This is a genomic window from Burkholderia sp. MSHR3999, from assembly GCF_000833595.1.
In the GTDB taxonomy this organism is placed as follows: Bacteria; Pseudomonadota; Gammaproteobacteria; order Burkholderiales; family Burkholderiaceae; genus Burkholderia; species Burkholderia ubonensis.
The window spans coordinates 1,975,209-2,000,963 of the sequence record NZ_JRFO01000007.1; the positions used below are offsets into that span (position 1 = coordinate 1,975,209).

Below are 25,755 nucleotides of genomic sequence, written 5' to 3' on the forward strand. Positions count from 1 at the left end.
GTGCGAAAGGCGGCGTATCGTCGAGGCCGCCCGCCGACAGCCCGCCCATCGCGAACCGCGTCACCGCATGCGCATCGGCCACGTCGTCGGCCTCGCGCTCGATCCGCGCGGCGCGCGCGTGCAGCGCCTTCTCGCCGGCCTTGTCGAGCTTGTCCTCGGCCGCCTTCGCCTTGCGCGCCGCGCGCTGCAGGCCGGCCAGTTCCGCTTCGTGGCCGCGATGCACGTCGGCCGCCTCGCGCACCGAATGATTCGCAGTGCCGATGTGCCAGTCGAACGTGCGCGTGTCGGCCGCCGCGTTCTGCAGCGCGCGGGCCTCGCGCGCGTCGCCGGCGAGCCGCGTCTGGACCGCCGCCTTCGCGGCGACGTGCTGCGCGAGCCGCGCATGCGCCGCATCGAGCGCGCGGCGGCTCTGCGCGGCGATCCCCTGTTGGCGCGCGGCAGCGATCTTCGCGAGCTGGCTGCGCATTTCCCGCACGCGCTTCAGCCGCGCGAGCGTCGCGAGCACCGCGCGGTCGTCGGCTTCAGACATGGTGGTTCGCCGGCATCGCGAGCCGCGCGGCGGAGCACGGCGACGCACCGGGGCGGCGGCCGGATCGCGCCCGGCCAACGGGAGATTTCCGCCGTCGGTGACGGGAAAGCGCCTTCGGTTTCGCCATCGTGCCTTCGTCCTGTTGTCGTGTCGTCTCGTCGTCGTCGCGCGCGAGCGCGGGCGACAGCGGCCCCGCATCCCGGGTGCGTGGAACGTGACGAGTGTAGCGAGTCGAGCCGGCACGAAAACGCGTCCGCCTCGTAGCGCGAAAGCGGGATCGGCAACGCCGCGCAAACCGGACTACGAAATCCGGCGGCGGCCGTCCGCGCGCCCGCAAAACCCCGGGCGCGGGAGCCGCGGCCCCATCTCGTAGCCCGCCGCCCGGCGGCGCGGCGGCGGCGCCGCGCCGCTACGAACCTGCCGCGGCCGGGCGCCGGCGCGCGTCCCTATACTGCAGTGCCACGGCGCCATGCGCCCCGAATCGCACGCATCCACGCGCCATGACGGACTGACGGGAGGAGAGACTCATGCTGGACATCGACGGCGTCTCGATGGGCGTCAACTGGATGGCGTTTCTCGAGCGCACGCTCGAGGCGGAACGCGCCCAAGCCGCCAACCAGGCTGCCCAGCAGGCGAGCGACCCGTCGAAACAGCCGGCCCAGCCGCAGACTCCGCCGCCGATCGCGGTGCAGGTGAGCCCCGACACCGACCCGTCGAAGCCGACCAACGCCGACATCTCGTCCGCGACCGCGCTGATCCAGCGGCTCGCCGCGCAATACCGTCCGACTGCCCCCGACATCACGGTCGACGACGATCTCACGAAAGCCGCGCAGGCGGCGATCCAGGGCGCGCAGACGGACTACGACCAGGCGCTGAAGGACGAACAGGCCAAGCAGACGGCGCTCGCCGCCGCGCAGGGCGACCCGTCCGCGTCGAAGGACACGATCGACAGCGCGCAGGCCGCCTACACCCAGGCGAAGGCGGCGACCGCCAGCGCGCAGAAGACGCTCGACGTCACGACCGACGCGGGCTATATGATCGCGTACGGCCAGCAGGCGCAGCACGACAACGCGGCGCTCGACCCGAAGCAGCCGGGCTCGGCGCAGGCCGGCGCCGACGCCGCGCTCGCCGCGCTGAAAGCCGCCGTGCCGGGAATCGGCGACGATCCGACCCAGGCGTCGCAAGCCAACTGGTCGCCGCAGCAGCTTCAGGCCTACGATGCGTGGCAAAGCGCCGACGCAAAGCTGTGGGTCGCGAAGGCGCAGGTCAACGCCGACGTCGCGAACGGCGATCTCGCGCAGACGCAACTGCAGTCGTATCTGTCGGACGACACCTACGCGGATGCGGTCAAGGCCGCCGTCGTCCGCATCAACCACCAGTTCGCGCAGCGCGAGTGCGACTGCGTGATCCAGTTGCCCGACAAGGGCAAGCCGGACGAAATCGGGAAAGCGCTGAAAAGCGCCGCCGACGAGGCGAACTACGCGAACGCGGGCCTGAGCGCGGCCACCGACGCGGCGAAAGTCGCCGACGTCCAGATCACCTACGACGCCGTGTCCGGCAAGTTCGGCCCGACGGTGATGTCCACCACCGTCGCGGCGCAGAAGGATCTGCTGAACCGCGCGCAGGCCAGCGCGCGCCTGAGCGGCGGCTATCTGCAGATGCTGCATGCGAACCGGCAGGTCGTCGAACTGCAGGGCAAGTACGACGACGCGAAGCAGGCGGCCACCGCGTGGCGGCACGACAACCCCGGCGGCCTGATCAAGGACCCGCAGCCCGAGCGCGACCTGAGCGCCGCGTCCGCCGCGCTCGCGAAAGGCACGAACGCCGCGGCCACGGCTCACGACAGCTTCGTCGCCGCCTACGGCAGCGCCCTCGCCCTGCACTACGACGACGTCGCGGCCGGCGTGCAGGACCAGTACGACCACCGCACGATCTGCGCCGTCGACGATCCGACGCCGCTCGCGCTCAAGACGCTGAAGACGGTCGCGTCGTCGCTGCATCAGGCGAGCGAGCGGCTCGGCACGGCCGCCAGCGACGCCGCGATGAAGCAGGCGCTCGCCGACGCGCAGGCGAAGCAGTCGGAGCTGAAAGGCAAGGTCGACGATCTGCAGAAGCAGTACGACAAATGGAACGACGAGCACGGCGCCGGCGCCGCGACGAGCCCGTTCGCGAACACGCGGCCCGCGGGCGCGCCGGCCAACATTGCGCTGACCGCGCCGGTGCCGTTCGTCGTGAACCCGTATGCGCAGGCACTCTCCGACGCGCGCGCGACGCTCAACGACGCGAACACGACGGTCCGGCAGACGCAATTGGCGAGCGACTCGCTCCACCAGCAGGTGCTGTTCAACCAGTTCGACGCGCAGCTCGACGAGAAGCTGCGCAATCCGCAGACCGAGGCGGACCAGCAGGCGTCCGCCAAGGCCCTGTCGGATTTTTTTCACGCGCATCGCAACGAGCTGTCGCAGACGATGCTGGACCAGGCCGGCGAGGCGACGCAGCACGGCGCGACGATCGACTTCGGCAAGCTGGACGACACGCAGCAGCGCAACCTCGTCGGCGTCGCGATCGGGCTGTCGCCGGACCACGCGAGCGGCGATCCGCATGCCGAGCAGTTCACCGACCGCAAGAAGCTGGAAACGATCAACAAGGTCCGCGACGAACTGCTCGACGTCGGCGGCGGCGCGGCGACGCGCGTCAACGTGATGCCGGTCGTCTATGCGTCGAAGGACGCCGGGCTGGTGACGAGCGCGATCTTCAAGGTGACGGGCAAGGACGGCGACACGCATTACGTGGACGACCAGGGCTCGAAGTATTCGAGCATCGGCAATTTCCTCGACGACAACGACCTGAATTCGAACGGCACGCTCGACATCGCCACCGGCTACGACGCGAACGGCGTCGCGCAGGTCGACCGGCACGATACCGCGCACAACGACAGCTGGTGGAAGGACGCGCTGCACGTCGCGGGTGCCAGCAACTGGAACCTGCTGGCGATGGGCGCCGGAATCGGGATGGAAATCGTCGGCGGCATTCTCGACGCCACGGCGGTCGGCGCGCCGCTCGGCGTCGCGCTCAACGTGATCGGCGCCGACGTGATGAGCGCGGCCGCGGGCGCCGCCATCCTGAACGCCGGCTACGACGTCAGCCAGCGCATCGAGCACGACCGCACGCTGAGCCCGTTCGACGCGGGCGCCCGCGCGGATTACGTCAACCTGCTGCCGGTCGGCGTCAGCGCCCTCGGCAAGGGGCTCACGTTCCTGAGCCGCACGGGCACGGGCGTGCGCGCCATCACGGCGGCCGGCCGCGACGCATCGGCCGTCACGGCGGGCCTGAAGGCCGGCACGCAGTCCGCGGTCAAGATCTCCGGCTTCGGCGGCGCGGCCGAAGCGGCCGGCCAGCTCGGCTACGACGCCGCCACCGGCCACACCGAGCGCCTGACGGCGGACGCGGAATCGCTCCTGCTCAACGCCGGCCTCGTGGTGGGCCCGCGCCAGCTCAAGACGCTGTCGAACACGATCGTGCGCCGCACCGGCAGCTTCGGCGCGCGCGATCTCGGCAATCGCTCGGTGTCGATCGGCGACCAGCGCGTGACGATCGGCCAGGACAAGTACGCCCCGTCCACCACCATGCGGGTCGGCCGCCAGCAGGCGACGCTCGACGGCAAGGTGATCACCGTCGCGAAGGACGGCACGCTGATGGCCGAGGGCAAGATGCTCACCTACGACGGCATGCCGATCCGCGTGCTGAATCGCGGCAACGACGTCAACACCGGCGCGCGCAACCAGACGCAATCGACCGCCTTCCTCGACCGGGACGGGACGATCACGCTCGGCCAACGCGTCGCGGGCAGGTTCCGCACGCGCTTCATTGCGTACAAGACGGACGCGCGCATCACCGCCGACGACAACGGCGCGCTCAGCCTGTCCGGCGACTTCGCGCTGAAATACGCGCACGAGCTCGCGCCGCCGCCGTCCGACTCGCCCGTCGTGGCGGCTGCGCAGGACGCCCCGGAACAACCCCGGCCCGACGAGACCGGCCGCGCGAACCCGGCCGCGCCGCACGCGCTCGACGAGCCCGTCGCCGCCACCTCGCGCGCGGCGTCGGAACTGCGTCGCGAATCCGACGACATCGTGCACGAGCGCGCCGCCGAAACCACCGAAGGCACGCGGCTCACGTCGGCGGAAAACCGCCAGAGCGAAACACGGCAAAGCGACGCGCGCTCGAATGCGGCCAGCCCGATCCGGTACCGGCGCGTCGCCGATGCGCAAGGCGCCGGCGGCCCGCTCGAGCCGATGACGTTCCGCGAGCGCGTCGCATGGACGATCCTCAATGCGTTCGGCGCCGTGCCGTTCCAGGACGGCTTCGTCCCGCGCGACGCAGCCGTGACGAAGCAGTGGCTGCGGCCGCTCGTCGAGGAGCACAGCTACGGCGGACGCAAGCTGTACGTCGTGCGCAACGGGCAAGCCGGCCGCCCGTTCGCCACGGCGGACGGCGCGCCGCCCGGCGGGCACGGCCTGGCCTTGCAGGCGCGCTTCGCGCTCGGCTCGCCCGCCACGATGGCGGAGCCGATCGTGCTGATCGGCGCAAGCGCCGACGCCGCGCTCGCGTCCGAGCTGGCGAACGTGTGGAACCGGCCGGTGTTCCTCGCGCCGCGCGGCGCGCTCGATCCCAACGGCACGCTGCGCGCGACGGACGGCTACGTGCGCTTCGCGCCCGCGCCGCATCCGGAAGTGGATCTCGGCCCGCTGCACGTGGACGGGAACACGGTGTTCCAGGCCACGACCGGCAAAGCCGTCCCGCTCGACGAACATCTCGGCGCGATGCTCGGGTTCGGTCAGGAAAAAGTCGTGTTTTCGCTCGGCCGCGGCGCGGTCGTCGGCCTGTACGACCGCCCTTCCGATTCGCCGGAATCCGTGCGCGAGCGGGCGCGGGACGAACGGCTCGCGCTGGGCTTCCTGCGCGCGGAATACGATTTGCCGACGGTGTCGATGGACGGCCCGTTCTCGCACGCGAACCGGGTGGCGGTGCTGTACACGCCGCGCGGCGTGCTGCATACGCAGGACGTGCAGCAAGGCCGCCTGCCGCCGGTGGTGAAGGCCGAGACGCTGCATCTGCTGCGACAGTTGAAGGCGCAGATCGCCTACGACAGGATCTGGTTCGACGTGCAGGGCATCTACACGGCCGACGGCCGCCTGCTCATTTCGGACCCCGGCCGCATCGCGCTCGACCACGACGCGTACCAGGCCGCGGAGCACACGGTCGACCAGCAGCTCACCGCGCTGACGAAAGGCATCAGCTCCGGCGAGGTCGAGCTCGCGCACCCGGAAATGACGGAGGTCGGGCCGTCCGGCGACAAACCCGGGCTCATCGCGCGCATCCAGATGCGCATGCGCGGCGCGCCGCTGCCGAACGAGGTCAGCGCGCTCGCGCAGCAATCGGGCACGCTCGCCCAGCAATTGCGGATGCTCGAAGACAACGGCTGGCGCGTGCGCGTCGGCAAGCGCGGCGGCGGCAGCCGGACCGACGCGCGGAAAAAGCGCGTGACGCTCGACGGCAGCCTCACGCACGCCGGCGCGATGACCTACGTGCTTGCGCACGAGACGGAGCACGCGGTCGAGGCGATCAGCGGCACGCTCGGGCTCGACTACAGCGGCAAGCGCCGCTTCACGCGCAAGGCGCTCGAAGCCGAGGCGCGCGCGCAGCTCAACGCGTTCGAGGCGCGCTACGAAATCCAGATGGCGACCGGCGTCGACATCGCCGCCGGCGTGCGGCTGCCCGACCCGATCCAGGAAGTGGCCGACAACTGGCAACGGTCGCACGACTACGCGGGCACGGTCGACACGCTGGCCGACGCGTTCGCGCGCTCGCCCGTTTCCGGCGCGAACGGCAAGACCTACGCGTCGTTCTACGGCGAAGCGTACGATCGCAACCCGGCGCGCGCCGGCCGCACGATGCCGGCGCCGCAGGAAACGTCCGCGTCCGGCGAACCGCCGACGACGATGCGCGACGTCCAGGCCCGGCGGGTCGCGTGGACGATGCGGCATGCCGAGCGCGGCGTGTCGCCGCTCGACGGCGACGTCACGCCCGCCGGCGGCCTGTCGTTCGCGAAAAGCCGCAACCTGTTCATCGACCAGGCCCGGCAGCTCGCGGTGCTCCCTGCCGGGACGCAGCGCGACGGCACGCTGCTCGATGCCGACGGCGCGCCGGTCGATCCGCATGGCTTCGCGCTGATCCAGGCCCCCCCGACCCACGGCGACACCCGGCTGATACTGTCGGCCCGCCATGCCAACGAAGGCGCGGCCGCGCAGCTCGCCAACCTGTGGCAGCGCCCCATCTACGTGCCGCATCCGGACGCGATCGACGCACAGGGCATGCCGGTCGACCTCACCGGCATGACCCGCTACGTGCCCGCCGCCTATCACCGGCCGTCGGTCGGCGTGCTGTCGGTCGATCACGCGCGCGGCGGCCTCTATCTCGCGGGCGATCCGTCGCGCCCGGTCGATCCGGCGGACTATCTCGGCCCGGTGCTCGGCTCGGGCGCCAACAAGACGACCTTCGACGCCGGCGCCGAACAGGTGATCGGCGTGTTTCGCAACCGCTCGCCGAAAGCCCGCGAATACGCCGACGAGGAAATCGAGCTTGAGCGCGACGGGCTGCAGCTACTCAAGGATGTGTACCACCTGCCGACCAGCACCATCGACGGGCCGTTCTCGGTCGCCAATCGCTTCGCCGCGCTGATGACGCCGTCGGCCCAGATGAGCAGCGTCGATGTCGAATCGGCCGGACGCCTCCCGGACGTCGTGTCGCAGAAGAAAGGGATGGATACGCTCGCGCTGATCCGCCGCGTGACCGAACAGCATCGCCTGCTCTACGACTTCCAGGTGCTGTTCGCTCGCAACGGCAACGTGCTGCTGCACGATCCCGGCCCGATCGCGCCGGAATCCCACGGATACGAAATGTCGGTCGAGCGGATCGACGAGCTCGTGGCGCGGCTCAAGGAGGGCATGTCGACCGGCCGGATCCGTCTCGCCCACCCGGAGGCCGGCGAGGCCGGCGCCGCGCCGTATGCCCAGCGCAACGGCGTCGTCAGCCAGATCGTCACGCGGTTCCGCGGCGTCGTGTTGCGGATGCGGATGCACGCGCTCGCGCGGCAATCGCCGACGCTGAAGGCGCAGATGCGGCTCCTGAGAAGCCGCGGCTGGCAAGTGAAGTTCGATACGAGCGGCAAAGGCCAGTACGCCGACCCCGACGCACGCACGCTCTTCCTCGACGGCAACCGGCGCTACGCGGGCACGCTGGTCTACGCGCTCGCGCACGAAGTGCAGCACGGCGTCGATATCGAGACCGGCGCGCTCAACCTCGATCCCGGCCATCCCGAGGCCTATGTGGAAAACCTGCTGCTCGCCGAGGCGCGCGCGCAAGTCAACGCATCCCGGGTGCGCGACGAAATTCTCGGCGCAACCGGCCGTGACATCGCCGAGCACGTGCGGCTGCCCGACGGGCTCGCCGAGGCCGCCGACCAAGCGTACGCGAGCGGCGATCCGGACGCGCTGCGCGCGCTCGCCGAACGCTTCGGCGACACGCGCACGTCGCTGCCCGGCAACCTGACCTACCGCGAGCAGTACGGCAGGCACGCGCAGGCCGCGAACCCCGGCGGCCGCGTGCCGAAGCTCGCCTCCGCGGCGGGAACGGGCGGAACGGGCGGAACGGGCGGTGCCGCCGGGGCTGCCGGGGCCACCGGAACGCCCGGCGCAGCCGGAGCCGGCGGCGCACGCGCAGGCGACAAGATGACCCGCGCGCGCACGTGGCTCGACGCGCGCGGATTGCGCACGCTCAAGCGCATCGAAGGCCGGCACGCGCCGAAGCTGCGCAACCTGATCCGCGGCACCGGCCGCAAGGTGCACGTGCTGATCGCGCGGGCTGGCGAGCTAGGGACGGACGCGCCGCCCGAATTCGTCGCGACGGCGCGCGTCAGCGCGACGGGCAGGATCGATGTCACATGGCGCGGCACGCTGTCGGGCCGCGAAAGCACGCAGCTCGACAATGCGCTGTCGCTCCGGATCGATGCGCGAAAGCGCGCCGACGCCGCGAAAGCGCGCAGCGCTTTCGATTTCTACGTCTCGAAAGTGTCGCCCGACGAACTGCAACGGATGGGCGGCCCGTCGAAGATCGAACCGGCGCGAGGCGGCGATGCGATCGAGATCGCCCACGCCGATCCGGTCGACGACGCGCTCGCCGATGCGATCGACGCGCTCGATTCGGCGGTCCGCCATTCGAATGCGAAGCAGGCGGCCGAACACGCCCGGCCGGACGACACGATCTACGCGGTCGACGAGAAGACCGGCGAGATCCTCGGGCACGCGACGTACGACCCCGCCGCCCGCACCTGGCAGTACGAGGAAAAGGCGCCGCTGGATCGCACGAAAGTGGCCGCGCGCCCGCTGATCGACGCGTTCCAGCGGCATCGGAACGTGCCCGTGAGGCCCGGCGGCCGGCAGCGGCGCATTCCGCTGTCCCGCGCACGACAGCGCGGCGTCGAGTTCGTCACGACCGGCGTCGGTCCCGACCTGATGGCGCGCATCGGCCGCTTCGACGCGGCCAGGCCGCCGAAACCGCGCAAGGAAGGCAAGCTCGATCCGCTGCCGCGGCGCATGGCGCGCTACCAAAGCCATCGGTGGATCGCGCGGTTCGCCAACTTGGGCAACCACGCCGCGACGTTCGTGCGCACCCGCACGGCCGTGCTGCTGAAGCGCCAGACCAGCCGCGCGATCGCCCAGGCCCGTTCGCTCGCAGGCGAATCCGGCCTGCGCGCCGCGCTCGTCGCCGCGCACATGCTGCCCGCCGACGCGGGGCACGCGCTCGATTTCAGCGGACACAACACCGTGCACCTGCTCACCATCGCCGAGCAGGGCGGCCTCGATCCCGGCACGCATCGCATCTACGTGTACGACACCGGCAAACCGCTCGCGCACGCGCTCGACAAGCCCGACGGCGTCCTCCTGCCCAACAGCGAGGGCGAACTGCGCTGGTACGGCAACTGGCGCAAGCCGAGCGGCGCGGGCGTGCCGCTCGACGCGTCGCCGATCGGCGGCGGCCCGTACGGCGCGAACGTGCACATGCTGCTCACCGAACTGTCGCCCGACGAACTGCAGGCGCATGCGCCGGGCACGCGACTGAAGGCGCTCGACGATCGCATCGAATGGATGAAGCGCCTGCGGGACACGAAGCAGCGCAAGCGGGTCGACAGCCTGCTGAAATGGGTGGAGAAGCAGAAGCGAGTCACGACGGACCTGCGCACGGAACTCACGAAGCAGATCGAACGCCGGACCACGCTCGCGCGCAAGCAGAAACAGCCTGCGCCCGAACATCCGGTGCTCGACATCAAGCCCTACCAGCCCGCGCTCGTCAGCTCGACGCTCGTCGAATGGCGGCGGCGCTACGGCGACGGCGGCATGCCGGACCCGCTCGCGCACGTCGCGCGGCTCAAGGAACTCGTCAAGCGCGAGCGCGACCCACGCGGCGGCCGGCTCGAGCTGGATGACGCGCCCGCCGACGGCGCGCCGCCTGCGGTGATGGTGGACGGGCCGGGATGGCGCGCACTGGGAAACTGGCTGCCCGTCGGACGCAACCAGGCGATCGCCGGCCCCAGCCGCGCCCGCGTATCGCCGGACGGCAAACGCCTGTCGCCGCGCAAGCGCCTGCAGCACGCGCTCAGCGCGGCCGCGACGATCGACCGGCGACTGATCGGCAGGTTCCTCGCGTCGAGCCGCGCCGTGCAGTATCGGACCGTGCCGATGACGCGCGCGTACCGGCTGACCGACGACCCGAACCTGTTTCTCCGCGACATCCACCGCCACGGCGCGGTGCGGCCGGTCGTCACCATCGTCCTCGACGCGCATTCGCTCGCCGTCGCGCAGGGCGCCAGGCTCGATCCGGACTTCGTCGCCGCCGTCAAGGCGCTGGGCGATCCGGCGCGTGCGACGCTCGACCGGGACACCGCGACGATCACGGGCGAGAACGGCAAGGTCGCGCATCTCGACGACCTGACCCAGAAGGCGCTGAACGCGTGGCTGGACGCGGCGCGCGACGCCGGCTTCCTGCTGCGCTTCGAAACCGCGCCCGCGCGCGCGCTCGTGTCGCGCAACGACCAGCGCAACCAGCCCGGCACGAACGACCACTATGAAGACTACGTCCGGCTCGCGTCGATGCTCCAGAAATGGGCGCTGGCGAACCCCGGCAAGCACGCGCCGAACGTGATGGTCACCTTCCACGGCTGGGACAGCGTGCTCGAGCCGGTGCCGGGCGCGGGCCACGTCAAGCTCGTGGAAGCGCTGCTCGACGCCCCGATGCTGCAGTGGGTGCACGTCGGGCTGTCGTACGCGACGCACGGCTCCGACTTCATCGCGAACCAGGAACTGACGACCGCCATCGCGAAAATGCTGGTCGAGCGCGCGAGCAGCGGCAAAGGCGCGGCCACGTTCGAGCGCCTGCATGGCGCCGACGCGCTGACCCGCGTATTCGAGCGCCTCGACGCCGACACGCTCGCCGGCCAGCACCAGCTGCTGTTCGCCGAAATCGAACGGATCGGCCGCGAGAACGAGATGACGCCCGAGGCCATCGATGCGCTCATCACGCGCCTGTACGAAGGCAATACGACGAAGCTGCTGAATCAGGCTCGCCATGCGGTCGCCGGCTACGCGAGCGAGCACTGGAAAAAAGCGCCGTCGCGCAACGCGGCGGCCGTCGAATTCACGGAGGACTGGCTGCGGGACGTCGGCGGCAAGATCGACGATCCGGCGCGGCGGACGTTGCCCGACGCAAGCCACCAGAAACCGACCGACTGGCACGAGGTGGTACAGCAGCCCGAGCTGCTGGTCGACGATTCGAAACCGCTCAGCGACAGCCGCCTCGTCAGCCAGCAGTCGGGCGAGCGCGGCCCGAGCGCGGCAGCCAGGCAGCAGCAACGGACGCAGGCGCCGCAGCAGGCGAAAGCGGAGGCGGAGGCGCAGGCCAGCGAAGCCGAGGCGGTGCTGCATGCGCTGCGGATGCAGCCCGGGGGCGGCTTTCGCGACTGGTTCACCTGGCCGAACGTTTCGTCGGCGGTGCTCGGCTTGGCCGCGGGCATTGGCGCCCCCTTCGTCGGCATGGGCTCCGACACGTTCAGCCAGGCCTCGAACGGCATGTTCGCCGGCGTGCGCGCCGGGCGTCTCGTGCAGGCGCTTCACCAGGATTCGGTGCGTGCGCTGCAGGCCGGGGATCCGCGGCTGTTCCGCGCCACGATCGACCGCTTCGTGCGGCACCTGCGCGCCCAGCTCGACGCGCACAACATGGACAAGGACACGCGCGGCCCCGCCCTGCTGCTGCTCGCGAACGAAGCGCGCCTGAAGGTCGACAACCTGCTTCGGCTGCACCGCGAGCAGTTGATGTCCGCCGACGACGCCGTCGACTACACGAAGCTGATCGCGAACGACATGCTCGCGCAGATGCAGGGCGTGCTGGGCGGCACGTCGCTCCAGCAGATGCACGAGGGCAATCCGCGCCGCTTCTTCGGCAAGCTCGGCCGCACGGTGGCGCTCGCCGCGTACGCGGGCCTGATCGAAGGGGCGGTCTACAAGCATTTCGTCGACAAGGCGACGCTCGCCACGGACCTCGGCGGCATCGGCGCACTCCTCGGCCTCGGCTATACGGCCGCCGTCCACTTCAGCGCGGCGCGCGACCTGTCGCTCGAGCGCCGCAGCCGGACCGTGCGCGCGGTCGACATGTTGTCCGACTTCGCGTCGATCGCGGCCGGCTATGCGAGCCTGTTCGTCGGACCGACGGCGAAGTTCCACACCGACCTGCCGCTGGCGTTCGCGGGATCGGCGTCGACGGCCCTGCTTGCGCTCGCGCGCGTCGAGGCGCATTTCCCGAACCTGGTGAAGCCGGTCACCGGCCGGATCCCGTCCATCGCGATGCTCGCCCCGGTCGCGATCTATGTCGGCACCATGATCTACACATTCCTCGAAGACAAGGACAAGCACGCGAATCAATCCGGCTCGACGGGCGCTGGAACGCAGCCGTCGACTCCGTCCGCGAGTCCGTCGCCGTCCGCCTCCGCGACGCCGTCCGCGAGTCCGTCGCCAACCGCGTCGCCGTCTGCCTCCGCGAACCCGTCGGCGTCCGCCTCCGCGACGCCGCCCGCGAACCCGTCGTCTTCCTCGACGCCCTCGCCCGCGCAACCCAAGCGCTACTTCGTCGTCGACGGCGACACGCTGTGGAGCATCGCGGGCCAGAATCGCGGCACGCTGCTCGACGCCGCGCAGATCCCGCGCGACGTGCAGCGCGGGATGCGCCCGGACGACCAGGATGCGGCCGCGCTCAAGGAGATCCTGCAACTCAACCCGAACGTGGCGGCCGCGCCGAACCAGCTGTCGATCGGCACGCCGCTCGTCGTCGGCTGAGCGAGGCCGGCGGCGCGCGCCGCCGGCCTCGCGTCAGGTCGCGTCAGGCATGGTCGTTCGCCAGCTTCGTCAGGCGCGCAAGCAACGCGTCGAAGCGCACGTCCTCGTGCGACGCCTGCGCGCAGAACGCGGCGATCGCGTCGCGCGCGCGCAGCGCGAGATCGCCGAGCCGGTCGCTGCCTTCGCGGTACTCGCCGATCTGCACCAGCAGCTCGATCTCCTGGTACTTCGCGATCAGCTCGCGCACGCGCGCGGCCGCCTGCTGGTGCGCGCGGTTCGCGACGAGCGGCATCACGCGCGACAGGCTCGCGAGCACGTCGATCGCCGGGTAGCGGTTCGCGAGCGCGATCTTGCGCGACAGCACGATGTGGCCGTCGAGGATCGAGCGCACTTCCTCCGCGATCGGATCGGATTCCTCGTCGCCTTCGACGAGCACCGTGTACAGCGCGGTGATCGACCCGCGCGTGCCCTGCCCCGCGCGTTCGAGCAGGCGCGGCAGCACCGCGAACGTCGACGGCGGAAAGCTGCGGCGCGTCGGCGGCTCGCCGCTCGCGAGCCCGACCTCGCGCTGCGCGCGCGCGAAGCGCGTCAGCGAATCGACGAGCAGCAGCACGCGCTTGCCCTCGTCACGAAAATGCTCGGCGATCGCGGTCGCGACGAGCGCGGATTTCACGCGCTCCATCGCGGGACGATCCGACGTCGACACGACGACGATCGAGCGCGCGCGCACCTCCGGCGACAGCGCATGCTCGATGAACTCGCGCACCTCGCGGCCACGCTCGCCGACGAGCGCGATCACGTTCACGTCGGCGCGCGCGCCGCGCGCGATCATCCCGAGCAGCGTGCTCTTGCCGACGCCGGACGGCGCGAAGATGCCGACCCGCTGCCCGACGCCGAGCGTCATCAGGCCGTCGATCACGCGCACGCCGGTCGGAAACGGCGTGTCGATCATCTGCCGCGCAAGCGGGTTCGGCGGGTCCTGCTGGGTCGACACCCACGCCGCGCCCGTCACGGGGCCGCGCGCGTCGAGCGGCCGGCCGAGCCCGTCGAGCACGCGGCCGTACAGGCCTTCGCCCACCGCAAACACGTGCTCCCGGCCGGACGGCACGACGGTCGTCTCCGGCGACAGCCCGGCGACGTCGCCGAGCGGCGTGAGCAGCGTCGTCTGCCGCGAGAAGCCGACCACTTCGGCGAGCAGCGTCGGCTGGCCGGGCGTGCGCAGTTCGCAGATCTCGCCGAGCCGCGCGCGGATGCCGGTCGCGTTGAGGATCTGCCCGACCGCGTGATTGACGCGGCCCTGCACCGACACCGGCGAGAAGAACGCGAGCCCCGCGTCGAGCTCGCCGACGAGCCGGCCGCGATCGAACGGCGCGGCGTCGCCGTCGCCGGCGGGCGCGCCGGCTTCGTCGAGCGGCGCGCTCATCGCGCGGCGCCCTTCAGCGCGTCGCGGCGGATCGCCTGGCGCAGCGCGTCGATCTGCAGGTCGAGGCTCGCGTCGATCCGGCCGGACGGCGTCTCGACCGTGCATGCGTGGCGTTCGAGCTGCGCGTCCTCGACGATGCGGATCTTCTGGCGGTTCGACTGTCCGGCGAACGCGCCCGCGAGCGCTTCGCGCATCTCGTCCTCGCGGCCCGGCGCGATGCGCACGGTCAGGAACGCCTCGTCGCGCACGAGCGGCGCGATGCGCGCGAGCGCGGCCGCGTACAGCGTCTGCGTGCTCATCTCGCCGACGATCGCGCGCACCGCCTTGACGACGATTTCGGCCATCGCATCCTTCATCGATTCCATCGTGCGCGCGGCGGCGAGCGACTGCGCGTAGGCCTGCGCGGCCTGCTCCCGCTGCGCGCGCCGCATCCCTTCCTCGTAGCCGGCCGCCTGCCGCCTGTCGAATTCGCGCTGCGCGTCGGCGACGATGCGCGCGGCCTCCTCGTGCGCGGTGGCGATCACCGCCGATGCGTCGAGCAGCGCCGCGTACTCGCGCTCCTTGAGCACCTTGCGCTCCGACAGCAGCTGCAGGTTGTCGCTCGTGATCAGAAAAGCCAGTCCCATGACGCAAGCCTCTCGGGAATCAGAAACAGGAACAGCAGTTCGCCGAACTGGTCGCGCTGCGCGCGGTTCAGCCAGTACGGCGCCTCGGCGTCGATCGCGCGGTTGAACTTCAGCGTGACGCGCCGCGCGACCGCGTCGCCCGCCGCGCCGATGAAATCCGCCAGCAGCCGGCCGCCGCGCGCGCGGATCACCGCGGGCAGCGCCGCCGGCTCGCCGCGCCACGGTTCGAGCGTATCCGCGAGCGCGCCGAACTCGGGCGCGCGTTCGAGCGCGAGGTCGAGCGCGTCGCCGCCGAGCTTCGCGGCGACTTCGGCACGCATCCGGCGCGCCGCGAGCGCGTCGCGCAGCCACGCGCGATGCAGCAGCAGCCCCGCATACGAAGCAAGCTGCTCGAGCGCCGCGCCGGGCAGCAGCGCGAGCCGCGCGCACGGGTTCGCGGCGTCGAAGTCGTGGCGGCCGGCCACGTCGTGCGCGTCGAGCAAGTGGCGCGCGACCAGCTTTTGCCCGGCCGGGCCGAACGCGTCCGGCGACCGGTAGCGCGCGGGCCAGTCGGCCGGCACGCGCGTCACGTGCAGATAGCGGTCGGGACGCAGGTTGAAGTCGCATACGAGCCGGTGGAACGCGGCGCGGCGCGCCGCGGGCGGCGGCGCGAGCGGCTGCAGCCACGGCAGCGGCGCGGCGCCGGGCGCAGGGTCGCCTGCCGCCGGATCGCCGGCCGCAGGATCGCCTGCCGCCACAAACGCGCGCGGATCGCTCATGCGCCGTCGCGCGCGCCGTCCGGCGTGCGCAGCGAACCGCCGCCCGCGCCGCCGTTCGCGTTCGCCTGCGCGCCGCGCGCCACGCCGAGCAGGCCCGCGAGCCGCGCGCCGAACATCCCGCGCCGCGCGGCCGACAGCGCGATCACCGCGCCGGTCAGCAGGATCAGCGCGAACACGAGCCAGCCGAGCGGCGAGCGCAGCCGCACGATGTCGGCCAGCGCGCTGCCGATGCCGTCGACGTGCGCCGCGCGTTCGGCGGCCGGCTGCAGGAACAGCGACACGTTGTCGTACTGCAGCCCCTCGATGCTGTGCGCGACGAGATCCTTGACCATCGGCGCCATCGCGCGCAGGTCGACGCCGGGCCGGTAGCGGATGTAGACCGCGGCCGACGACGGCCGGATCTTGTCCGCGAGCGGGTCGTTCTCGGGAATCACGACCTGCACGCGCGCGACCACCACGCCCTCGATGTCCTGCAGCGTGCGCGACAGGTCCTGCGACACGCCGTACAGGTAGCGCACGCGCTCCTCGGCCGGCGTCGACACCAGCCCCTGCTTCTGGAACAGCTCGCCGAGGCTCGCATGGCGCGGCTTCGGCAGCCCGTTCGCGCGCAGCACCGAGAGCGCCGCGTGCAGGTCGCCGTCGGCGACGCTGACCTGCCACGCGTCGCGCTCCGACGTGTCGCGCGCGTCGTTGTCCTTCGACGCGCCGATGCCCGCGTCGCCGAGCACCGCGATCATCTGGTTCGCGTCGGCCTCCGACAGGCCCGAGTACAGCTCCTTCTGGCAGCCGGCGAGCAGCACGAGCAGGCCCGCGAGCAGCGCACGCGCCGCCCGGCTGCGCCACGCGGCAGCGCGCGGCGTCGAATCGATCGTCGTCATCGTTTGTCCGCGTTTGCGTCCATGTTTCCGGCGCGCGCCGCGCTCCCGCCACGCGCGCCGCGGTGCGTCACTCCTGCGTCTTCAGCACCGTGTGCGTGAAGCCGTTCGCCGCCTGTGCGACCGACAGGCTCAACTGGTATTCGGATATCGTGGTGGTCGCCGTCCATTGGAAGTCCATCGCCTTCACCATCGTCATCAGCGGATCGCTGCGGTTGTCCGCCATCGACGTCAGCATCTCGGTGCGATGCTTGTCGATGTTCGCGTAGCGCGCGTCGAGGTCGTTGCCGTACGCGCGCAGCCGCTCGACGAGCGACGAATGGTTCGCCTGCGCGGGCGTCATCCGCACTGCCGGCGACGCGTCGGACGGCACGCGCGCCGGCGCCGCCGGCGCTGCGCCGCCCGGCGACGCGCCCGGCTGCATCAGCGCATCGAACTGCCGCACCTGCTCCGGATCGGACGCCGCGCCCGCCTGCTGCTGCGCGCCGCTCGCGAGCGCGGCCGCGCCCGGCGCGACACTTACGCCTGTCACTGACATGGTCTGTTCTCCTTGCTGCATGTCTGGCCGCATGGACCGCTCGCGCCGCGCGCGCCGGAACGGGCCGGCCGGCACGCGCGCACGCTGCGCCGGGCTGCGCCGGCGCCCGGCGTCATGCGCGGCCGGCGGAACTCAGGTGTTGCGCAACCTGGGCGTTCGCCGTCCCTTCCTGCGCGGTCACTGCGTTGCTGGTTTCGAACGTCGCGGTCGACTGCTGAACCTGGAAGTTGATCTTCGTCAGCTCCAGCTGCGTCTTGGTCAGGTCGTCCGCCTGTTTCTGGACATCGCCCGTATTGGTCACACCACCTGTCGAGGCACCCATGCTTCGCTCCTTTACGTGAAGTTCACCCACATTCCGGCGGCAGCCCCATGCCCCGCCGGCGACGTGAGCCGCCGCCCCACGGCGACGTCTCGCGTTTGCCGCGCGGCGCGCACCCGCACGCCGCGCCTGATTTCCTGCGGCCCTAGCGCGCCGCCCCGCTCGCCGATGCCGGCGCATTCGCGTCCGGCAGCAGCGCCGGCCCCGGCACCGGCTGCGCGACGCCGGCCGCGGCGCCGCTCGCGACCGGCGGCACGGGCGGCGCCGGCGACCCCGCGGGCACCTGCACGCCGCCGAGCGGCATCGTGATGCGCTGGCCGTTACGCTCGAACACCACTTCGTCCGCGCCGATCGACACGACGGTCGGCCCTTCCTTCAGCTTCGCGCCCTCGAAATAGCGGCTGCCATCCACGGTTTCGATGTAGCGCTGGTCGCCGTCGCCGGCGAACACGGTCGTGATCTCGGGAATCCCGGCCGAGCCGCCGAGCGTGGCCGTCGTGCGCGGCGCGGCGGCCTCCGCGTCGCGCACATGATCGACAACCTCGAGCGCCGGACGCGCATCCTTCATGTAGTTGCGGATCCGCGGCTCGATCTGCGCGCGCGCGGCCGCGCCCGTCAGCTCGATCCGGCCGCGGCCGAGATAGGTCACCGTCAGCGCCGTGTCGCTGAAATAGGTCTGCGCGGTCGCGACGAGGTCGCTCACCACGTAGAGATTGCCGAGCGCCGCGTTGTCGACGCCCGCGACGATCTGCGCGACGCGCTCGCGCGCGGCCGCGTCGCTCACGTAGCCGGACACGAGCGCGCCGTCGTCGCGCGGCGACACGGCCAGCTCCGGATACGCATGCAGCAGCCGCTGCAGCCGGTGCGTGCGCGCGAGCACCGACTCGTGCTGCCACGGCAGCCGGCCGGACCAGGCGACGAGCCCGTAGCCGAGCGCGCCGAGCAGCACGCCGACCCACAGCGCGACGACCGCGATCACGAGCCGCCGGCTGCCGAGCCGGCGCAGCCCGCCCGTGAGCCAGCCGAGCCACGCCGCTTCGCGCGCGGCCTCCGGCGCGCCGGTCTCGTCGGGCACCGCGACGCTCGCCTGCGCATGCCGCGCGATGCCGAGCCTGATCGTGCCGATCGTCACCACGTCCTGCGGCGTCAGCGAGCGGCGGCTCGCGCCGAGCGGCGCGTCGTTGAACAGCACCGGCGCGAGCGCGTCCCCACCGTGGTTCTGCACGGTCACCGCAAGCGCGCCGACCTGCAGGCACACCTGTTTCGCGCCGATCTCGCGATCGGGCAGGATCACTTCGCAGTCGGCCGACGTGCCGATCCAGTTCGCGCCGCGCGCGAGCGACATCGTGCGGCCGTACATCGGCCCGCTGAGAAAGCACAGGTTCCACGGCGACGCGAGCGCGGCCGCGCCGCCGGGCAACGCGCCGTCGCCGTGCGGATCAATGGCGGTCGTCGACATGGGCGGACGCTCCTGCGGTCATCGCCGGCTGCGCCGCCGCGTCCTTCGGCGGCGGCAACGCGGGCGGGCCGAACTTCGTGCCGGGCAGCGGCTTCGGCGTCAGCGGCACCGCGACGTCGTTGTCCGGCGGGCGATACATCGACAGCCCGTCGGGATTCGGCGGCACGGCGAGCCCCGGATTCACCGGCGAGCCGTCCGGCGCATACATCGAAGCGGTCGTGACCACGCGCGGCGTCAGCAGATAGAAGCGCTCCATGTGGTTGCCGGTCTTGTCGGTGTACTTGAACAGGTTGCCGATCAGCGGGATGTCCGACAGCCACGGCACGCCGCTCTTGTTCAGCCGCACCTCGTCGTCGTTGAAGCCCGCGATCAGCAGGCTCTTGCCCTCGTCGATCATCGTCTTCGTGACGATGTTGCGCTGCTGGATCACCGGCACGTTCGACACGGCCTGGCCCGGCACGATGTTGCCGTCCTGGATGTCGATCGACATCATCACGCTCTGCGGGCCGCCGGCCGCCGCGGCCCGCGCGGCTTCGTCGACGATCATCGGCGTCACCTTGATGCTCGTGCCGGTCGTCACGCTGTACAGCGACGAATCCTGGTAGCCCTGCACCTGCACGTAGAACTGCGTGAGGTTCTCGAGGATCGCCTCGGTGTTGTCGAGCGCGAGCACCTTCGGCTTCGAGTGGAGCTGCGCCTGCCCCTTCTGCGCGAGCGCGTTCACGCGCGTCAGCAGGTAGTTGCGCAGCGAGCCGCCGATCGACGCGGTCAGCGCGATGCCGGTCGGCATGAACGCGCCGATCTGGCCTGCCTCGCTGGTGTCGATGCCGAACGTCAGCGGCGGATTGCCCGCACCGCCGAACTGCGTGTTGCCGGTCAGCGGGTTCGCGCCGTTGCCGATCTGCACGTCGCCGTGCTTCGTGTGCAGACGCCAGTCGATGCCGAGGCTGTCGAGCGAATCCTCGTTGATGTCGATGATCGTCACGTTGATCTCGACGATGCGCGGCCGCTCGTCGAGCTGGCCGATCAGCGACTGGTAGCGGTACATGTTCTCCGGCAGGTCGCGCACGATCACCGCGTTTATCGCCGGATCGGCCTCGATCTGCGGCAGCGTGTCGCCGCCGCCCGCGCTCGCGAACGGCGAGAACGCGCCGGCCCCGTCGCTCGCGTAAGCGCCGCCGTAGCCGCCCGAGCGCGGGCCGCCGGAAATGTCCGGGAAATCGAGGCGCGGCACCGCGATCGTCAGGCCCGAGCCGAGCTTCACCTGGCGCGCCGCCTGGCCGAGCGGCGCGCTCGCCGGCACGAGATTCGTCCCACCGCCGCCCTTGCCGAACAGCCGGCGCAGGATCGTCGCGACGCCCGGCACCACCACTTCCCTGCCCGAGCGGTTGATCGTGACGTCGGACGCCCAGCCGTACTTCAGCCGGAACGCGCGAACGTCCGCGTGCTGGCCGTTCGCCGCCGGGTCGCCGACCGTGCCGATCGCCTGCCGCACGAGCTCGACGTAGCGGCGCGGCCCCGCTACGTACACGCTGTTCGCGCGGTCGTTGATCACGAGCGTGAAGCGCTTGTCGGCCACCTGCATCGCCTGCAGCGCGCGGCCGATCTCGCCGGCCGCGTTCGGCGGGATCGGGATCATCTGCGTCTGCGACTGGTCGGCGGGATCGACGTACAGGAACGAGCCGTCGTAGTACCACGTGAGCCCGTAGGTCGAGCAGATCGTGTCGAGCGTCTGCTGCGGCGTGCCGGAGAAGCGGCCGCTGATCACGCCGTCCACCTTCGGATCGACGACCGCCGTCACGCCCTGCGACGCCGCCAGTTCGCGGATGAAATCGGCGATCTTCTTGCCGTTCGCGACGATCGTGAACGGCTTGTTGCGCCAGCGCAGATCCGCGGCGCGCGCGGGCTGCGCGAGCGTCATGCAAAGCGACGCCGACAGCAGCGCCGTCGCGCACAGCGCGAGTGCGGCCCGCTGCAGGCCGCGGGATTGGAACCAGACCGAAGCGACGCGTCGGCGCATCAAAAGACTCCTGTGGAAGAAACGAACATGCGTTCCAGCGCCTGCTGCGCGAAGCGCAGCACCTCGCCGCCGAGCCAGCCCGACAGCAGCACGAGCGCGACCATCACGGCGATCAGCCGCACCGCCATGCCGAGGTTGGCGTCCTGCACCTGCGTGACCGCCTGCAGGATCGCGACGACGAGGCCCGTGACCGTCGCGATCGCGACGATCGGCAGCGACAGCAGCAGCACCAGCATCAGCGCCTGCCGGGTGAGATCGAGAATCGCCGAGCCCGTCATCGCGCGGCTCCCGGCGCGCGCACCTCGGCGCCCGCGCCGACCGTGCCGTCGTCGGGCGGGTTCTTCACCCAGCCGATCGTGTGCAGCTGCACGTCCTCCTCGACCTCCTGGTACGACAGCACCGCGAGTTCGGGCAGCACCGGCTGCAGGATCGTCTTCACGTAGCGGCGCGCGCCGAGCGCGACCATCACCGCGAGCCGCGCCGCGCCGTGCGGGCCGTTCGCGCCCGCGGCCTGCACGATCGCGCGCACCTGTTCGCAGATGTCCTGCTTCACCGCGCTCGACAGCGCGAGGAAATTGCCCTGCTTGGTGCGCATCACCGCGCTCTCGATGCGCTCCTGCAGGTTCTGCTCGAACAGCACGACGCGCAGCTGGCGCGCCGCGCCCGCGTGGCGGTCGGTGATCATCCGGCGCAGGTCGACGCGCACCAGCTCGACCAGCGCGACCACGTCGTCGGGCTCGTTCGGCGCCCACGTGATCAGGCTCTCGAAAATCACGCGCAGGTTGCGGATCGGCACCTGCTCGGCGAGCAGCCGGCGCAGCACGTCGGTGACGCGCTGCAGCGGCACGAGCCGCGTCAGCTCGCCGACGAGTTCCGGGTGGTCGCGCCGCACGAGATGCACGAGCGCCTGCGTTTCCTGGATGCCGAGCAGCTCGTCCGCGTGCCGGCGCACGATCTGCTCGACGTGCGCGGCGAGCGCGGCTTCGCTCGTCAGCCATTTGGCGTCCGGCGCCGCGCCGTCGGGCTTGATCCACAGCGCGGTCGGAAACGGCCCGAACGCCTCGGCCGGCTGGCGCTCCGCGCGCTCCGGCAGCGGCGACGCGCCGTCCCACAGCAGCCAGCCGGGCTTCAGCGCGCCGCTCGCGGCGAGCACGTCCTGCAGATAGATCCGGTACGTGCCGGCGGCCGCGCCTTCGTCGTCGTTCAGCGTGAGGCGCGGAAACACCGTGCCGACGTCCGCGTCGACGCGCGCCTTCGCGCTCGCCAGCGCCGCCTGCAGCTGCGCGAGGTTCAGGCTCGTGCGCAGGTCGTCGGACAGCGACACCGCGATCAGCGACGTGACGCCGGCCGCGTGCGCCGCCTTCGCCGGCTGCCCGTCGTCGGCCGCGCCGACGCGCCCCGCGACGTGTATCAGGTTGAAGCTCGGCGCGGCGGTCTTGCGCTTGAGCTGCGTGAACGCGAACGCGCCGAGCCCGGCCGCGATGAGCGCGAACGACCATTTCGGGAAGCCGGGCACCACCAGAAAGCCGGCCAGCACGAGCGCCGCGATCAGGAGCGCGCGCGGATGCGCGCCGAGCTGTTCGCCCAGCTGCTCGCCGAGCTGGCGCTGCCGCGCATCGCGCGTCGCGACGCGCGTCGTCACGATGCCCGCCGCGATCGACACGAGCAGCGACGGGATCTGCGACGCCATCCCGTCGCCGACCGTCAGGATCGCGTAGCGTTGCAGCGCGTCGCCGATGCCCATCCCGTGCATCAGCGTGCCCACCGCGATCCCCGCGACGATGTTGATGAACGCGATCACGAGCCCCGCGATCGCGTCGCCCTTGACGAACTTCATCGCGCCGTCCATCGCGCCATGCATCTGCGATTCCTGCTCGAGCTTCTCGCGGCGCTCGCGCGCCTCGTCGGCGCTGATGATGCCCGCGCGCAGGTCCGCGTCGATGCTCATCTGCTTGCCCGGCATCGCGTCGAGCGAGAAGCGCGCGCCGACTTCGGCGACCCGCTCCGAGCCCTTCGCGATCACGATGAACTGCACGACGGCGATCACGAGGAACACGACGCCGCCCACGACGACGTTGTTGCCGACGACGAGCCGGCCGAACGCGTCGATCACGTGGCCGGCGTTCGCGTGCAGCAGGATCAGCTTGCACGACGCGATGTTCAGCGCGAGCCGGAACAGCGTCGTAAACAGCAGCAGCGCCGGAAACGACGAGAAGCTGACCGCCGAAGGCACGTAGGTCGACACCGTCAGCAGCACGACGCTCACCGCGAGATTCAGCGAGATCATCCCGTCGAGCGCGATCTGCGGCAGCGGCAGGATGAACAGCGCGACGACCGCGACGATGAACGCGGCGAGGAACAGGTCCGCGCGCGGCGACGCGCCGAGGCGACGACCGGACACGCCGCGGCCGGCGGAAAACATCCGCTGCCAGTCGCGGGGAAGCGCCTTCGGTTCTGCCATCGTGTCGTCGCCCTCTCGGTATCGCGCGCGAACGGGGCAACCGCGGCCCCCCGCGCCGCGCGGTGCATTGAATGCGACGAGTGTAGCGACGCGGTACCGCGGAAAAACGGACCCGCCTCGTAGCGTCGAAGGCGGTTTTTCAGGGACGGACGAATCGGACTACGAAACCCTCGCGGACGGCTCGAATGCGCGCGGCCGAAACCGCTCCCATCGCCGCCGGCATCCTGCTCGACGCCGATCCGCCGGCCTGCGCATCGCCGCGATCGATGCTACGCGCGCAGCCGGCGCGCGGCGAGATACGCGAGCTGCGCGCGGTTCTGTACGTTGAACAGCCGCTCGAGCGAACGGATGTGATGGCCGACCTTGTGCAGCGACGTGCGCAGCGCGCTTGCGATCTCCTGGTCCGACAGCCCGTGCACGAGCCGCTCGAGCACCGCCTGCTGCTCCTGGCCGAGCGCGAAGCCGCGTGCGCGCGCGACGCGCGCCTCGAGGAACGGCAGCGCGACGCGGTGCACCGCGAGGCTCACCGACAGCGCGCCGCCGATCACGCGATCGTCGATCCAGTCGGTGCCGTGCGTTTCGGACGTCACGTTGACCGCGACCCGCAGGTCGAGCCGCGGCGCCGACAGGCTGAAGATCACGCCGCTGTTCATCGCATGCGCGCGCAGGTGGCCCGCGAGCGCGGCCACCTTGCGGTCGCCGCCGCGCTGCGCGGCCGCCTCGATGTCATCGAGCCGCCATGCGACCGGAAAGCCGCTCTGGCGCACTTGCGCGAAACGCGGATCGGTTTCGTAGAGCATGCCTTCTATATACGGCTGCATGAAGGTCGCCGGCGCGAGATCGCGCAGTAAATGCGCGCACAGCATGCGCCGCCCGATCATTTCGTATGCGCCATAACCGAGCGTGCTGAAACCGATCTGTCGCAAGCGCGCATGGCATTGCGCGAAATCGAATGCGCCCGGGTCGGATTTACCGGACGCCGATTGAACGACGGTAAAAACCTCCCGGCTCGCCGCCTGCCATTCGGCCGAACCGGCGAAGGCGGCCGCCAGGTCGGCCTGCGAGAACCACTCGACGAGTGGCGTTCCGTCAGCATAGGTCATGAAGAGCCCGCCCATTTTCTCAATGTTGTGAATCCAGCAGCCCCGTCACGACTTGGTCTTTTCTTTATGGTTTCTTTACGATCCGTCTTCGCGCCTCTGCATGAAATATTCGACGCGATTAGTATTACGGGATATTACGCGCACGCCGGCATTTTTGTACAATGCCCCCGCGCTGAATCGGGATGTCGATCGGCGCCCACAAACAACAATGCTTCGATCGCAATGCCGCGACCGGCCATTCACGATGCGGCCGCGCGGCGGTGCGCGTCGGTTCCGAGGGATGGCTCATGTCCGATATTGCCTTGCATCAAGAAGCTGTCGCCCCACAATTTCCATTGCCGTCAGCCGACCTGGCGTGCCGCGACGGCGCGCAGCGCCCCCGCCCGGTGCAGGTCGTCTGGTGCGACGACGTGAAGCGCGGCGAGCTCGGGCAGCCGCACGCGCCGCGGCTCGGCGTCGCGGACACGCTCGCGCACGCGCAGAGCACCGCCGAGCGCAATCGCATCGTGACGAGCCTGCTGCACCTGACCGGCTTCTCGACGTTCGCGTACTTCGCGCTGGAATTCGCGCACGAGCGCGTCGAAAGCCTCTACCTTCACGAAGCGTTCACGCCCGCGACCTATCGCGGCGACTACGTGCGGCACAGCCATCACGACGTCGATCCGCGCACGCTCGGCGCGCGCGTCTGCAACATGCCGATCGTGTGGGACCTGCAGCAACTGCGTCGCCAGCATCGGCAACGCGTCGACGGCGCGAGCGTGCCGTCCGGCGCGCTCGACGGTTTCCTGCAGACGATGCAGGACGACGGGATGTGCAGCGGGATCATGTATTCGATGGCCGTGCCCGGCACGCGGCTGCATGCGTTCATGAGCTTCACCGCGCCGCGCCGCACGCGCGAATGGATCACGCCGGCGACGCTCGAGCAGGCGCTGTCGATCGGGCTGTCGGTGCACAAGTTCGCGTCGCCGCAGCTGATCGCGACGTCACGCGAACGCACGGTCAACGGCCTCACGCCGTTCGAGCAGGAACTGCTGATCGGCATCGCCGAAGGCGCGTCGGACAAGGAAATCGGCCGGCGCCTCGACACCAGCGCGCACAACGTCGACTATCACCTGCGCAAGCTGCGCAAGCGCTTCGGCGTCGCGAACCGGATCCAGCTCACCTACCTGACGTCGAAGCTCGAACTGATCTGAGCCGGATGCGG

13 protein-coding genes and 1 pseudogene are annotated in these 25,755 nt (G+C 71.0%); 2 read left to right on the forward strand and 12 right to left on the reverse strand.

Annotated features, from left to right (window positions below):
- Position 1: 1 nt before the first annotated feature.
- Positions 2–529, reverse strand: a pseudogene (locus KY49_RS32110) (hypothetical protein); the annotation flags it as partial.
- 527 nt (positions 530–1,056) lie between these two features.
- On the opposite strand from KY49_RS32110, the gene KY49_RS32115 reads away from it, so the two are divergent.
- Positions 1,057–12,969, forward strand: coding sequence for an LWXIA domain-containing protein (locus tag KY49_RS32115; protein WP_042588303.1), 11,913 nt, complete (start codon positions 1,057–1,059; stop codon positions 12,967–12,969).
- Between the two features lie 43 nt (positions 12,970–13,012).
- On the opposite strand, the gene sctN is transcribed toward KY49_RS32115, so the two are convergent.
- From sctN to KY49_RS32170, 11 genes are all read right to left on the reverse strand, one after another.
- A complete protein-coding gene (gene sctN, locus KY49_RS32120; protein ID WP_042588304.1) occupies positions 13,013–14,392 on the reverse strand; it encodes a type III secretion system ATPase SctN in 1,380 nt (459 codons plus the stop codon).
- The gene (sctL, locus tag KY49_RS32125; RefSeq protein WP_042588305.1) at positions 14,389–15,018 is read right to left on the reverse strand and encodes a type III secretion system stator protein SctL; all 630 of its coding nucleotides are present in this window, start codon (positions 15,016–15,018) and stop codon (positions 14,389–14,391) included. The genes sctN and sctL overlap by 4 nt, the downstream gene beginning before the upstream one ends.
- The gene (locus KY49_RS32130; RefSeq protein ID WP_231636597.1) at positions 15,000–15,776 is read right to left on the reverse strand and encodes a SctK family type III secretion system sorting platform protein; all 777 of its coding nucleotides are present in this window, start codon (positions 15,774–15,776) and stop codon (positions 15,000–15,002) included. Before KY49_RS32130 ends, sctL begins: the two co-directional genes overlap by 19 nt.
- Complete coding sequence (sctJ, locus tag KY49_RS32135; RefSeq protein WP_042588306.1) at positions 15,773–16,654, reverse strand: type III secretion system inner membrane ring lipoprotein SctJ; 882 nt, start codon at positions 16,652–16,654, stop codon at positions 15,773–15,775. Before sctJ ends, KY49_RS32130 begins: the two co-directional genes overlap by 4 nt.
- Positions 16,655–16,721: 67 nt before the next feature.
- Positions 16,722–17,189, reverse strand: a complete 468-nt coding sequence (locus KY49_RS32140) for a hypothetical protein (RefSeq protein ID WP_042588307.1) — start codon at positions 17,187–17,189, stop codon at positions 16,722–16,724.
- A 112-nt stretch (positions 17,190–17,301) separates the two neighbouring features.
- Entirely contained in the window at positions 17,302–17,511 is a 210-nt protein-coding gene (locus KY49_RS32145; protein WP_042588308.1) for a hypothetical protein, read from the reverse strand.
- A 142-nt stretch (positions 17,512–17,653) separates the two neighbouring features.
- A complete protein-coding gene (gene sctD / locus KY49_RS32150; protein WP_042588309.1) occupies positions 17,654–18,967 on the reverse strand; it encodes a type III secretion system inner membrane ring subunit SctD in 1,314 nt (437 codons plus the stop codon).
- Complete coding sequence (gene sctC, locus KY49_RS32155; RefSeq protein ID WP_042588310.1) at positions 18,948–20,987, reverse strand: type III secretion system outer membrane ring subunit SctC; 2,040 nt, start codon at positions 20,985–20,987, stop codon at positions 18,948–18,950. Before sctC ends, sctD begins: the two co-directional genes overlap by 20 nt.
- On the reverse strand, positions 20,987–21,265 hold the full coding sequence (gene sctS, locus KY49_RS32160) for a type III secretion system export apparatus subunit SctS (protein ID WP_042588311.1): 279 nt from the start codon (positions 21,263–21,265) through the stop codon (positions 20,987–20,989). The genes sctC and sctS overlap by 1 nt, the downstream gene beginning before the upstream one ends.
- The gene (sctV, locus tag KY49_RS32165; protein ID WP_042588312.1) at positions 21,262–23,448 is read right to left on the reverse strand and encodes a type III secretion system export apparatus subunit SctV; all 2,187 of its coding nucleotides are present in this window, start codon (positions 23,446–23,448) and stop codon (positions 21,262–21,264) included. The genes sctS and sctV overlap by 4 nt, the downstream gene beginning before the upstream one ends.
- Before the next feature lie 269 nt (positions 23,449–23,717).
- Complete coding sequence (locus tag KY49_RS32170) at positions 23,718–24,551, reverse strand: helix-turn-helix transcriptional regulator (RefSeq protein ID WP_042588903.1); 834 nt, start codon at positions 24,549–24,551, stop codon at positions 23,718–23,720.
- Positions 24,552–24,838: 287 nt separating this feature from the next.
- Here KY49_RS32170 and KY49_RS32175 point away from each other — a divergent pair, with 287 nt between their 5' ends.
- Positions 24,839–25,744 carry a helix-turn-helix transcriptional regulator gene (locus KY49_RS32175; protein ID WP_042588904.1) on the forward strand — a complete coding sequence of 302 codons (906 nt, stop codon included), beginning with the start codon at positions 24,839–24,841 and terminating at the stop codon, positions 25,742–25,744.
- Positions 25,745–25,755: the final 11 nt, after the last annotated feature.

Excerpts from the sequence above, each read along its gene's own strand:
- KY49_RS32115 (WP_042588303.1), top strand. The coding sequence starts at position 1,057 with ATGCTGGACATCGACGGCGTCTCGATGGGCGTCAACTGGATGGCGTTT.
- sctN (WP_042588304.1), bottom strand. The coding sequence starts at position 14,392 with ATGAGCGCGCCGCTCGACGAAGCCGGCGCGCCCGCCGGCGACGGCGAC.
- sctL (WP_042588305.1), bottom strand. The coding sequence starts at position 15,018 with ATGGGACTGGCTTTTCTGATCACGAGCGACAACCTGCAGCTGCTGTCG.
- KY49_RS32130 (WP_231636597.1), bottom strand. The coding sequence starts at position 15,776 with ATGAGCGATCCGCGCGCGTTTGTGGCGGCAGGCGATCCTGCGGCCGGC.
- sctJ (WP_042588306.1), bottom strand. The coding sequence starts at position 16,654 with ATGACGACGATCGATTCGACGCCGCGCGCTGCCGCGTGGCGCAGCCGG.
- KY49_RS32140 (WP_042588307.1), bottom strand. The coding sequence starts at position 17,189 with ATGTCAGTGACAGGCGTAAGTGTCGCGCCGGGCGCGGCCGCGCTCGCG.
- KY49_RS32145 (WP_042588308.1), bottom strand. The coding sequence starts at position 17,511 with ATGGGTGCCTCGACAGGTGGTGTGACCAATACGGGCGATGTCCAGAAA.
- sctD (WP_042588309.1), bottom strand. The coding sequence starts at position 18,967 with ATGTCGACGACCGCCATTGATCCGCACGGCGACGGCGCGTTGCCCGGC.
- sctC (WP_042588310.1), bottom strand. The coding sequence starts at position 20,987 with ATGCGCCGACGCGTCGCTTCGGTCTGGTTCCAATCCCGCGGCCTGCAG.
- sctS (WP_042588311.1), bottom strand. The coding sequence starts at position 21,265 with ATGACGGGCTCGGCGATTCTCGATCTCACCCGGCAGGCGCTGATGCTG.
- sctV (WP_042588312.1), bottom strand. The coding sequence starts at position 23,448 with ATGGCAGAACCGAAGGCGCTTCCCCGCGACTGGCAGCGGATGTTTTCC.
- KY49_RS32170 (WP_042588903.1), bottom strand. The coding sequence starts at position 24,551 with ATGACCTATGCTGACGGAACGCCACTCGTCGAGTGGTTCTCGCAGGCC.
- KY49_RS32175 (WP_042588904.1), top strand. The coding sequence starts at position 24,839 with ATGTCCGATATTGCCTTGCATCAAGAAGCTGTCGCCCCACAATTTCCA.